Genomic DNA, 11,352 nt, shown 5'->3' on the forward strand with positions numbered 1-11,352 from the left:
GCGAAATGAACGCCACGACCCAGTAGATGGTGCTCGACGCGCGCCGGTTGAGACCGTGCAGCAGCGTGCGATAATCCTTCTGGCGGTCATCATTGGCCGGGGTGAAGCCGGCCGGCTGCGCGCCGTTGCGCGTTTCAACCGGACGCAACTCGGCCGGCTTGGGCTTCGCCGCCGGCTGCGTGTTGTGTGCTGGTTTTGCGTTCTGGTTCTGAACGACCGCCGGCTCCTCCTTCTGGCTGCGCCCTTCGCGCGCCAGCTCGTCAGCCGCGGCTGAAATCTGCGCTTCCAGGTCTTCCATCGACGCCGCCATATCGAGGCCGCCGTCGCCATCTCCCTCTACGCTCAAATCCAGGTCGAGCGCCCGTTCGAGTTCCTTGGCTACGTCGCTGTCGAGAGTTCGTGTCGTTGGTTTCTTCGCCATGCCTTCGCTACCCTGTACTAGCTGCCGAGGAACTTATGATTTTGGCCCGAGATTCTGGCTTGTCTTATCCCACGCAGGAGGCTGAAAATGGACCCTCGTATCGTAATGACACACAGGGGTAAAGAAAACCTGCATTCTGGGCGATACGTAAAACTTTAAATATAGGGTTAACGGAGACGTGATTTCGGCGCCTCCCTGTCAACATTTTTTCAGACCAATCATTAACCCGTTTGCTACGGGATTCGCCTAGTTTTCCAGGCAGTCAGACACCTAGGAGCTGCAATATCCATGCGCGGCGAAAGCGGCATTGCCTTTTCCATGCCCGGCGGCGACGTTTCGGGAACGGCCCAGTCACGACCTGTGGATCTCGCGCATCTTTCGCGCCAGACGATGGGCGATCGCGTTCTCGAGCAGGAGGTGCTGGCGTTGTTCGTACAGCAGGCGCTTGCCGTGCGCGACAAGATCCTCGACGCGGACGTCAAGGAGAGGCTGCTCCTGGCGCATGGGCTGAAGGGCTCGGCGCGCGGAGTGGGTGCGTTTGCAATCGCCGATTGCGCCGCGGCCGTCGAAGGCCAGCCCGAAGACATCAAGACCCTCAAGCGGCTCGGCGTGCTAATCGAGGAAGTGCGCGATTTCATTGCCGCCATCAGCCGCTAGGACAATCGCTCAAAGGTGTGCGGCGGTCCCGGGATGGCGACATGTGCGAAACAACAACCTAAGCGCGGCGCCCGCCGGACGCGCTTTGGCCGGATTTCCGAAAAAACGTCACGGCGCGGCGTTTTCGCGCCGCAGTTGACTTGTCCGCCGGAGTGATTATCTCGGCTGGAACTCCCCTTCAGGTGACAAATGACCAAGCTGACCTTCATTGCCAATGACGGCACACAGTTCGACATGGATGCCGAAAACGGCTCGACCGTGATGGAGAACGCCATCCGCAACGCCGTCCCGGGGATAGAGGCCGAGTGCGGCGGCGCCTGCGCCTGCGCAACCTGCCATGTCTATGTCGACGAGTCCTGGACGGCGGAAGTCGGCGAGCCGGAGGCGATGGAGGAGGACATGCTGGACTTCGCCTATGACGTCCAGCCGAACTCGCGCCTGTCCTGCCAGATCAAGGTGCGCGACGCCCTCGACGGGTTGGTCGTGCGCGTGCCGGCCCGCCAGGGCTGACCCTCGGCCAGCCAAATTTTGCCTTGGCCGCTTGGCAGCAGGCCGTTGCTCATGCAGTCTCGCCCCGGATTGGCAACAAGGCGTATCGCATGAGTGACACGATCAAGACGGACGTACTCATCGTCGGGGCTGGGCCTGTAGGCCTGTTCGCCGTGTTCGAGCTTGGCCTCTTCGACATGAAGTGCCATCTGATCGACATCCTCGACCGGCCCGGCGGCCAGTGCGCGGAGCTCTATCCGGAAAAACCGATCTACGACATTCCCGGCTGGCCGTTGATCACGGCTCAGGGCCTGGTCGACAAGCTGCTCGAGCAGATCCACCCGTTCAAGCCGGAATTCACCTACAATCGCATGGTCTCCAGCCTGGAGAAGCTGGATGACGGCAGCTTCCGCGTCACCACCGACGAGGACGAGCTGTTCGAGGCCAAGGTGGTGGTGATCGCCGCCGGCGGCGGCTCGTTCCAGCCCAAGCGGCCGCCCATTCCTGGCATCGAATCCTATGAAGCCAAGAGCGTCTTCTATTCCGTGCGCCGCATGGAGGATTTCCGCGGCCATGACCTCGTCATCGTCGGCGGCGGCGATTCGGCGCTCGACTGGACGCTGAACCTGCAGCCGGTGGCAAGGAGCGTGACGCTGGTCCACCGCCGTCCGGAGTTCCGGGCCGCACCCGACAGCGTCAACAAGATGTACGCCATGCAGGAGATGAAGCAGCTGGATTTCCAGGTCGGCCAGGTGAGCGGCCTGACCGGCGCCGACGGCCAGCTCTCATCGGCTACCATCAAGGGACCTGACGGCGACATCGAGGTGCCATGCACTCGCATGCTGCCCTTCTTCGGCCTGACCATGAAGCTCGGGCCGATCGCGGAGTGGGGACTCAACCTGCATGAGAACCTGATCCCGGTCGACACGGAGAAATTCCAGACCTCGGTCTCCGGCATCTTCGCCGTCGGCGACATCAACTGGTATCCCGGCAAGCTGAAGCTGATCCTGTCGGGGTTCCACGAGGTGGCGTTGATGGCGCAGGCGGCCAAGCGCATCGTCAGCCCCGGCGAACGCATCGTCTTCCAGTACACGACCTCGTCGACCAGCCTGCAGAAGAAGCTCGGCGTCCACGATTGAAGGCTTCGCTACTCGGCCAGCACCGGGGCTGCGGTTTCGAGATGGCCGCGAAGCGCCTTTTCCGGCATCAGCCCGAGCGCGGCAAGCGCCATCAGCAGGATTACCGCCGCGACGAGGAAGATCATCATGAATGCTTCAGCAGAGGCGGCGGCGCCAGCTGAATGCGCGCCTTCGCCGGCCAATGGCAGGCCATAGCCCAGCGCGACCGCGCCCAATATTGCCACCCCAAGGGCGCTGCCCAAAGAACGAAGGAAGGTGAGCACACCCGTGGCGACACCGAGATGCGCCTGATCGACAGCGTTCTGGACCGAGACAGTCGCAACCGGAAACGTCGTCCCACTGCCGAGGCCAATGCAGGTCGTCAGGATTTCAACGACCAAAAGGGAGGCATGCCCGGCGACGAGGCTGAGCACCCCAAGGCAGACTATGGCGAAGCTCACTCCGATCATGGCGATCCGCTTGTAATGGACGAAGCGCGGTATCGTGCGCCCGCTGAACGTCGCGCCGGCGACAGTGCCAAGCATCAGCCCGAGCAGCGCAATGCCCGATTCACCGGCCGAAAGCCCGACGATCGACTGCAGGTAGACCGGCAGATAGACCGCCAGGCCGATATTGGCGGCCTGCAGCAGGAACAAGGACAAGGTGCCGGCCAGCACGATCGGGTTGCTGAGCACCTCAAGCGAGATCAGCGGCTCGGCGGCGCGCATGAGCCACAGCGCAAAAGCGCTCCAGATAACCGCCGAACAGGCGAGCAGCCCGAGGATTTCGCGCGACAGCCAGGGGTAGGCGCTGCCGCCCCAATTCAGCGCCAGTAGCAGCAGGGCAGTAGTCGCTATCAGCAGCGCCGCGCCGAGACCATCGACACGATGATGTTTTGCCGCGATCGGCAGCTTCTTCAGCGGCTTGTTGATGATTGCCATGGCCAGCAGGCCGAGCGGCAGGTTGATCCAGAAGATCAGCGACCAGTGCAGATGTTCGGCGAAGGTGCCGCCCAAAAGCGGCCCGGCTATGCTGGCGACAGCCCAGGTACCCGCGATCCAGGCCGCGTAACGCGCCCGCTCACGCGGCGGCACGAGGTCTCCGATCACCGTCTGTGCCAGCGCGAACAAGCCACCCCCGCCGGCGCCCTGAATAGCGCGCCCGACGACTAGCACCAGCATGTTGGGCGCCATTGCGCTGACCAGCGATCCGGCGAGAAAGATAAGGATCGCCGCGTAGAGCGTTGGCCTGCGGCCATGAACATCGGAAATCTTGCCATAAAGTGGCGCCATAGCCGTCGCGGTGAGCAGATAGGCGGTCACGATCCACGGCAGATATTCGGCATGGCCGAGCAAATGCGCCATCGTCGGCATGGCCGGGGCGACGATGGTCTGGTCGAGCGCTGCCAGCAGCATCGACAACAGCACGCCGCCGATGATGGCGTTCTTCTCGCTCTCCGTCAGCGGCGACGTCGCTGCAATTGTCGCCGGCTTGTCGACAGCCTGATCCATGGTCTCGTTCTTTCGTGGGCTTGCGCGCACCCTGGGGGCAGGGCGGCCGGCTTGGCCGGTTCGACGCATCCACCGCGTCGATTGGATGTCTCGTGCTCTCAGGCTCCGCCTCAGCGAACCTGACATATGTCGCCCCATATAGGCCGATTTCGACAGGGGCTCGAAAGTTTTTGCCGCCTGGCACTATGCTTCGGCGAAATTGGCCTGCGCCACCGGCGCCCTTGGTGCCGGCGAAAATCAGGCGGGCGGCAGCTGGCCGCTCTCGATGCGCTCGATCCGATAGCGCAGCAGCCGCAGGATGCGGCTTTCGAAGTTGACGCTCTCGACGCGGTCGAACCGCACCTGGTCCTGGTCGTGCCTGGCGAGTTCGGCCGCGGTGATCTGCGCGGCTCTCGCCTTGGCCTCGGCGCAACTCCGTTGCGGATAGCTCGCCTTCAGCGCATCCTCCAGTTGCCTGGCGTGGTTCTTGGCGATCTCGACATGGCGTTCCTCATGGCGCTTGATGTCGGCCGACAGCGTGTCCCAGAACAGCTTCACGTCGGCATCCGCTTTGCGCGAGCGGCGCCATTCCGGAAGGATCACCTTGACCTTGACGGTCACGATGGCGTCGGCGATGCGGCAGGAGCCCGAGCTTTCCGCATAGCTGACGCGGGTGGTGAACGCCATTTGCGTCGCGCCCGGGTGTCGCGAGCCGGTGCTTTTCACCTGCGGTCCGTGCTTGGAAAGCTGCGTCTCGATATCGTCCAGCGTGCGGCCGCCAATGGCGAAGTAGCTGTAGGTCTTGACCAGATTGGCCGCGCCGGCCGGCAGGGCCATCAAAGCGAGCATCAGGGCGCAAGCGAGCGAACGTTTCATCATGTTGCCTCTTCGGCCACCTTGCTTTACGGCCGCTCTCGGCGCAACGGATTTGATTTCCAGCGGGATCACAAGATGGTTGACGGACGATGACGACGAGGCGATGGCAGCTGGCGCATGGACGCCATCTCGACCTTGGCGGCAAGGCCGTCGTGGTCGGCATCCTCAACGTCACGCCGGACAGTTTTTCCGATGGCGGGCTGTTCGCCGCGCGCGACGCGGCGCTCGACCAGGCGCGCCGCATGGTGGAGGAGGGCGCCGCCGTCATCGATGTCGGCGGCGAATCGACCAGGCCAGGCGCGTCAGCCGTGAACGGCCAGGAAGAGCAGGCACGCGTCCTGCCGGTCATCGAGGCGCTCGCCAAATCTGGCGAAGCGCTGATCTCGGTCGACACCTATCGCGAGGACACCGCGCGTCTGGCCGTCGCCGCCGGCGCGCATATCGTCAACGATGTCTGGGGCCTGCAGCGCGAGCCGGGCATTGCCCGCGTCACCGCCGAAAACGGCGCCGGCCTCGTCATCATGCACACCGGGCGCGGCAGGCGAAAGCTGCCCGACGTCATCGATGATCAGCTTTTCTTTCTCAGGAAATCGCTGCAGATCGCGCGGGCCGGCGGCATCGCCGACGATCAGATCGTGCTCGATCCCGGCTTCGGCTTCGCCAAGGAAACGGCGGAGGAAAACCTCGATCTGATGGCGCGGTTTTCCGAGCTCCATGCGCTGGGTTACCCGCTGATGGCCGGCACATCGCGAAAGCGCTTCATCGGTGCGGTGACCGGGCGGGACGCCCTCGGGCGCGGGGCCGGAACAGCGGCGACCAGCGTCATTTTGAGATTGAAAGGCGCGCATCTATTTCGCGTCCACGATGTCGCAATCAACGTGGATGCGCTGGCGCTGGCCGATGCTATGCTGGCGCGTGAAACCGACCCCTCCGGACGCTGAGCCATGTATGTCATCCGCATGAAGAACTGCGCCTTCTTTGCCCGGCACGGCGTGCTGGACGAGGAGGAGACGCTCGGCCAGCGTTTTTACGTCGACGCGGCGCTGACCGTCGAGCCGGGCCGGGCGCTCGTCGAGGATTCCATCGAGGACACCGTCAACTATGGCGTCGCCTTCGCGGTGATCGAGAAGATCATCACCGGGCACCGGCGTTTCCTGATCGAGGCGCTGGCGCTGGAAGTGGCCAAGGCGCTGACGGCGGGGTTTCCGCAAATCAAGAGAGCCGAGATCACCGTGCGCAAGCCCAACGCGCCGGTGCCCGGCGTGCTCGACCATGTCGAGGTGACAGTTGTCTGGCCCGAATAACACGGTCTACCTCAGCCTTGGCGGCAATCTTGGCGATCCCGCCCGATCGATGGCGGCAGCACTGCGCCTTCTGGATGGCGACGACAAGACAAGCGTCGTCGCTGTGTCCTCGCTCTACCGCACGCCGCCCTGGGGCAAGCTCGACCAGCCCGATTTCCTCAATGCCGCCGCCACGATCACGACCGGACTCGCCCCGCGCGAACTGCTCGACCTTTGCCTCGACGCGGAGCGCCGGCTGAAGCGGGTGCGCGAGGAGCGCTGGGGGCCGCGGCTGATCGATATCGACATATTGGTGTTCGGCGACCGGATCATCCACGAGACTGGTCTGGACGTGCCGCATCCGCGCATGCTGGAGCGCGCCTTCGTGCTGGCGCCCCTGGCCGAAATCGCGCCGGAGCTGGCGATAGGCGGCAAGAGCGTCTCGGAACGCCTCGGCACCGTCGACATTTCGGGCATCGAGCGCTTGCCGTCCGGCCGCGACTGGTGGCTGGAATAGGAACAGCGGACCGACGGCGGCAGTTGGCTGAAGTCAGCCGGAAAAGCCGCCGTCGTCGAGGAAGGCCTGTTCCTCCGGTGTCGTCTCGCGGCCAAGCATGCGGTTACGGTGCGGGAAGCGGCCGAAGCGCTGGATGATCTCGCGGTGCTCGACCGCATATTTCAGATAGGGTTGGGCACTGGTGGATGTGAGCTCCACCGAGCGCGCCTGGTCGACGAGCAGCTCCGAATGCTCGAAGGGCAGATAGAGGAAGAAGCGAATGTCCTCTTCGAGCGCCAGGTCATGGCCGGCGGCGATCGCCTTGCCGGCGAAATGGCGCGCCAGCGGATCGGTTGCGTACATATGGCCGGTGCCGCGAAAGCAGTTGCGCGGAAACTGGTCGAGCAGGACCATCAGCGCCAGCGAACCCTCGGCGTGTTCACACCAGTCGTCGCATTCGCGCCGTGCGGCGGCGAAGTGCAGGTCGAGAAACCGGTTGCGGAATTCCGCGTCGAAGGCATCGTTCTTCTCGAACCAGGCATCCTCGCCGGCATCGCGCCAGAATGCGGTGACGGCGAGCGCCCGTTTGTCCAGTTCAGCCATCTCTCTATTCCTCCGCGGGCTCGGATTTGCTCAGCACGCCGGCCGTCTCCTCGTTGAGCGCCTGGCCGGTACGGCGCGGCGGCGTCAGCGGCGTTGGGATCGGCGTGCCTATATTGCCTTTCAGGAAGCGCTGTCCGGCGCGCACGCCTTCTGCCAGCTGCGTCTCGAAGCGGGCGGTGTCGCGGCGGCGGACATCTTCGATCACCTCGGCGACGTCTTCCGGATCGACGCCAAGCGCTTCGAGCGCCGAGCCGCCGAAGCCCAGCGCCGATTCGAATGTCTCGCGCAGCTGGTAGTCGACGCCGGCGCGAATGAGCTGCAGGGCGGTGCCGCGATCAAAGGCGCGCGCCAGGATCGTGACCAGCGGGAATTCGGCCTTGATCAATTGCGCGATGCGGACCGCCGCTTCCGGCTTGTCGACGCAGATCAGCACCGCACGCGCCCGCCCGGCGCCGGCCGCGTGCAGGATGTCCAGCCGCGTGCCGTCGCCGTAATAGACCTTGAAGCCGAAATCGGCCGCAGCCTGGATCATCTCGACCTCGTTGTCGATGATCGAGACATCGATGCCGCGCAGCAGCAGCGGCTGCGAGGCTATCTGGCCGAAACGGCCGAAGCCGATGATCAGCACGCTGCCGGAAAGGCCTTCGGCGACATCGACTCCTTCGAGTGACTGCTCGTCGCGCGGCGTCACGTAGCGCAGCGCAACGATAGCGAGCGGCGTCAGTACCATGGAAATGATGACAATTGCCGTCAGCGTCGCATTGGCCTGGCCGTCGATGATGCCGACCGCAGCCGCCGCCGAATACAGAACGAAAGCGAATTCGCCGCCCTGCGCCATGAACACGGCGCGTTCCAGCGCCTCACGGTGACCGGTCTTCAGCATGCGGGCGACGAGGTAGATGCCAAGCGCCTTCATCACCATGTAGGCGACGACGTAGATGGCCACCAGCCGCCAGTTGGCGGCCACCACATGCAAGTCGAGCGACATGCCGACAGCAAGGAAGAACAGGCCGAGCAGTATGCCCCGGAACGGTTCGATGTCGGCCTCCAGTTGGTGACGGAAGGTCGATTCGGAAAGCAGTACGCCGGCGAGGAACGCACCCATCGCCATCGACAGGCCCGAAAGCTGCATGGCAAGCGCCGACCCCAGCACCACCAGCAGCGCGGCCGCCGTCATCACCTCGCGGGCGCGCGCTTCCGCCAGGATGCGGAAGAACGGATTGAGCAGATAACGGCCGGCCACCACCAGGCCGACGATCGCGGCAAGGCCGATACCGACCTCGGTCAGCCGCTGCGACAGGCTCATCTCGGCACCGCCGGGCGCCAGGAAGGCGATCAGCGCCAGCAGCGGCACGATCGCCAGATCCTCCAGCAGCAGGATGGAAACGATGCGCTGGCCTTTGGGTGTCGCGATCTCGCCGCGTTCCTCCAGAAGTTGCATGACGATCGCCGTCGAGGTCAGCACGAAACCGGCGCCGGCGACGAAGGATTGCGCAACCGGAAAGCCGCCGGCCAGTCCGACGCTGGTGAGCAGCGCCGCGCAGACGCCGACCTGCAGCGCGCCGAGGCCGAAGATCTCGCGGCGCAGCCCCCAGAGCCGCGACGGCTGCATCTCCAGCCCGATGATGAACAGGAACATGACGACGCCGAGCTCGGCGACGTGAAGGATGGCTTCCGATTCGGAGAAGACTCTAAGGCCGAACGGGCCGATGATCACGCCGGCGGCGAGGTAGCCGAGGATGGAGCCGAGCCCCATGCGCTTGAAGATCGGGACGGCGACCACGCCGGCCGCGAGCAGCGCCACCACTTGGATCAGATCGCTGCCCGATGTTTCCGCCGCCATGCCGCCTTTTCCGTTTCTGCAGGCTACCTCGCATGTCGTGGGGTCGGGAGGCAAGGCTAGGGGCATCGACCGGCGGCGAACAACACGAATCCGGCCTCTGCCTGTGTTGCAGCCGCGTTACACAAGTTTATGCGGTGCACGCGTTGCGTGCTGCCACAATCGACAGTTAAGGGACGCTTGGCTTCGGCCATGGGAGGGAGCGGCGATCAAGCCGCTGCCTTTTTTTGAGGAGATGACTGACATGAAGAAGTTTTTGCTCGTTGCCGTGGGTGTTGCGGCGCTTGCTGGTTCGGCCTGCTCGAAGGCGCCTGAGTGTACCGCCGAAATGGCGACCAAGAAGGCGCAGGACATGACTGCCGCGCTGCAGGAAGCGATCACCAAGGATCCGTCCAAGGCAGCCGACCTGTCGGCCAAGGTGCAGGCTGTGACGGACAAGTACAAGGACGCCTCGACTTTGGCCGAGGCCTGCAAGGCCTATGACGAAGTGACCGCCGCCATCAAGGGCTGAGCGTCCGAATCGAAACGGGCTAGGCGGTGGCCCGAGGCCGCCGCCTTTTTCGTTGCTGTTGTTGGATATCAGTTCGGAGCGATCGAGCCGACCTCGACTGTGTCGATCCGCTTCAGGCTCATGCCGATCACCGGCACCAACTGCTTGTTGACGCGCACGGCGACCGTCACCGTCATCGAATTGTCGTCCGGGATGCGCGCCTGCATGACACCGTTTAATTGATTGCGGTTGATGGTGAACACGACCTTCTGGGTGTCGACGACATTGCCGCCGATAATGTCGAGCCCATTGCCGGACGATCCACCCATAAAGTTGCCCTTGTAGCCTTCGCGACCCTTGCGTTCGACGGTCGCGGACATCTTCTGGGTGAACACGCCAACCCGGCAATCGCCGTCGAGCGTCATCCCGGTCTTGCCGTCAGGCGTCGTGCCATTGAAATTGCAGGTGAATTTCGTGCCCTTGTACTTGCCGGCGACGATTTCGCCCGGGCCGACCCACCTGCCTTCGACCGACTGGAAGAACTGCTTGTCGGGCTCTGCGCCAAAGGCCTCTTCGGCAAAACTCAAAGGTGCCGCAACCGCGACCGCGAAAGACAGGACGCAGGACAGATTTACACTTTTCATAGACGACACCCGGCAGCAAGGACGCTGTTTGCTAGACGTGTCAGACCATGAACAAGATTGGTTAATGCTTCGTCACTTGGCCGCGCCGATTACTTGCCGGAGGCCGAAGTTTCACCGTCTTTCCTTGCCGCGAACGATGTCAGCGCGGAGAGGAAATCGCTCAGTCCCGGCCGCCTGACGGCGATGAAGGGCAGGGGCCTGGCCGTTTCCATCGCCGCGATGCCGATTCGTGCCGTCATCATGCCGTTGACGACGCCTTCGCCGAGCTTCGCCGAAAGCCTCGCGGCAAGGCCGTGACCGACGATCTGCTGCACGAAACTGTCGCCGACGGCGATCGAGCCGGTGACCGCCAGATGGGCAAGGACGCTGCGCGCCAGCCGGAAGAAGCCAAGCGTGCCCGGCCGGCCACCATAGAGCTCCGAGAGGCGGCGAATGAGCCGCCCGGCCTCGAACACGACATAGGCGACGTCGACGAGGGCGCGCGGACTAACAGCTGTGACCAGCGACACACGCTTTGCCGCTTCGAGGATCATCACCCTGGCGCGGGCATCGAGCGGGCCGAGGATCTCGGTCTCGGCGAGCCGCACCAGATTGCCGCCGTCGATGATCTCGCCGCGCAGCCCGGCGAGCGAGCGCCTGCCGGCCGCGGTCTCCGGCTTGGCTGCGACGAAGGCAGAAAGCTCGTCGACGACGGAGCGCGCAGCCTTCGGGTCGTCTCTGGAGACGGCGTCGAGCGCGCGCCGTTGCAGCTTCTCGACCTCGGCGAGGCGGGCAATGGCCAGGAATTCGCGCACCAGGATGATGATGAGCGCGAACACCGCGATCGCCGCCATGCCGGCGGCCAGCCAGCCCAGCCATTCGGCGCGTTCGAACAGGTCGCGGATGAGCTGGTCCGTCCACAGGCCGACCGCCAGCGAAACCAGCACGCCCACGGCGCCGAAGAAC

General features: G+C 64.2%; 14 protein-coding genes. 7 read left to right on the forward strand and 7 right to left on the reverse strand.

Annotation, left to right across the window (positions count from 1 at the left end):
* A partial coding sequence (locus tag EN781_RS13075; protein ID WP_145965494.1) for a hypothetical protein occupies positions 1-421 on the reverse strand: 421 nt, incomplete at its 3' end.
* A 288-nt stretch (positions 422-709) separates the two neighbouring features.
* Between EN781_RS13075 and EN781_RS13080 the strand changes: the two genes are divergently transcribed.
* The 3 genes from EN781_RS13080 to EN781_RS13090 all read left to right on the forward strand — a co-directional run bounded on the left by EN781_RS13080 (position 710) and on the right by EN781_RS13090 (position 2,706).
* A complete protein-coding gene (locus EN781_RS13080) occupies positions 710-1,078 on the forward strand; it encodes an Hpt domain-containing protein (RefSeq protein ID WP_126054786.1) in 369 nt (122 codons plus the stop codon).
* 189 nt (positions 1,079-1,267) lie between these two features.
* On the forward strand, positions 1,268-1,588 hold the full coding sequence (locus tag EN781_RS13085; protein ID WP_126054785.1) for a 2Fe-2S iron-sulfur cluster-binding protein: 321 nt from the start codon (positions 1,268-1,270) through the stop codon (positions 1,586-1,588).
* A gap of 89 nt (positions 1,589-1,677) precedes the next feature.
* On the forward strand, positions 1,678-2,706 hold the full coding sequence (locus EN781_RS13090) for an NAD(P)/FAD-dependent oxidoreductase (protein WP_126054784.1): 1,029 nt from the start codon (positions 1,678-1,680) through the stop codon (positions 2,704-2,706).
* Positions 2,707-2,714: 8 nt separating this feature from the next.
* On the opposite strand, the gene EN781_RS13095 is transcribed toward EN781_RS13090, so the two are convergent.
* Positions 2,715-4,196 carry an MDR family MFS transporter gene (locus EN781_RS13095; RefSeq protein ID WP_127400048.1) on the reverse strand — a complete coding sequence of 494 codons (1,482 nt, stop codon included), beginning with the start codon at positions 4,194-4,196 and terminating at the stop codon, positions 2,715-2,717.
* A 237-nt stretch (positions 4,197-4,433) separates the two neighbouring features.
* Complete coding sequence (locus EN781_RS13100; protein ID WP_126054782.1) at positions 4,434-5,054, reverse strand: DUF922 domain-containing protein; 621 nt, start codon at positions 5,052-5,054, stop codon at positions 4,434-4,436.
* A gap of 86 nt (positions 5,055-5,140) precedes the next feature.
* On the opposite strand from EN781_RS13100, the gene folP reads away from it, so the two are divergent.
* Genes folP through folK form a run of 3 tightly spaced genes read left to right on the forward strand, consistent with a single transcriptional unit; the run spans position 5,141 to position 6,851 of the window.
* Positions 5,141-5,992 carry a dihydropteroate synthase gene (gene folP, locus EN781_RS13105; protein ID WP_126054781.1) on the forward strand — a complete coding sequence of 284 codons (852 nt, stop codon included), beginning with the start codon at positions 5,141-5,143 and terminating at the stop codon, positions 5,990-5,992.
* 3 nt (positions 5,993-5,995) lie between these two features.
* Positions 5,996-6,355 (forward strand): dihydroneopterin aldolase, encoded by a 360-nt coding sequence (folB, locus tag EN781_RS13110; RefSeq protein WP_126054780.1) that lies wholly within the window; start codon positions 5,996-5,998, stop codon positions 6,353-6,355.
* Positions 6,339-6,851 carry a 2-amino-4-hydroxy-6-hydroxymethyldihydropteridine diphosphokinase gene (gene folK, locus EN781_RS13115; protein ID WP_126054779.1) on the forward strand — a complete coding sequence of 171 codons (513 nt, stop codon included), beginning with the start codon at positions 6,339-6,341 and terminating at the stop codon, positions 6,849-6,851. Before folB ends, folK begins: the two co-directional genes overlap by 17 nt.
* A gap of 33 nt (positions 6,852-6,884) precedes the next feature.
* Here the strand turns inward: folK and EN781_RS13120 are convergent, their stop codons facing one another.
* Together EN781_RS13120 and EN781_RS13125 are read right to left on the reverse strand one after the other, a co-directional pair.
* A complete protein-coding gene (locus EN781_RS13120; protein ID WP_126054778.1) occupies positions 6,885-7,433 on the reverse strand; it encodes a DUF924 family protein in 549 nt (182 codons plus the stop codon).
* 4 nt (positions 7,434-7,437) lie between these two features.
* Positions 7,438-9,276, reverse strand: coding sequence for a monovalent cation:proton antiporter-2 (CPA2) family protein (locus EN781_RS13125; RefSeq protein WP_126054777.1), 1,839 nt, complete (start codon positions 9,274-9,276; stop codon positions 7,438-7,440).
* Between the two features lie 241 nt (positions 9,277-9,517).
* Between EN781_RS13125 and EN781_RS13130 the strand changes: the two genes are divergently transcribed.
* Complete coding sequence (locus EN781_RS13130) at positions 9,518-9,784, forward strand: hypothetical protein (protein ID WP_126054776.1); 267 nt, start codon at positions 9,518-9,520, stop codon at positions 9,782-9,784.
* 68 nt (positions 9,785-9,852) lie between these two features.
* Here EN781_RS13130 and EN781_RS13135 read toward each other — a convergent pair whose 3' ends face one another.
* Positions 9,853-10,407, reverse strand: a complete 555-nt coding sequence (locus tag EN781_RS13135) for a hypothetical protein (RefSeq protein WP_126054775.1) — start codon at positions 10,405-10,407, stop codon at positions 9,853-9,855.
* A gap of 89 nt (positions 10,408-10,496) precedes the next feature.
* Positions 10,497-11,352, reverse strand: an 856-nt coding sequence (locus tag EN781_RS13140) for a TIGR01620 family protein (protein WP_127400049.1), incomplete at its 5' end; no start/stop codon positions are given.

Source organism: Mesorhizobium sp. M4A.F.Ca.ET.090.04.2.1 (assembly GCF_003999085.1).
In the GTDB taxonomy this organism is placed as follows: Bacteria; Pseudomonadota; Alphaproteobacteria; order Rhizobiales; family Rhizobiaceae; genus Mesorhizobium.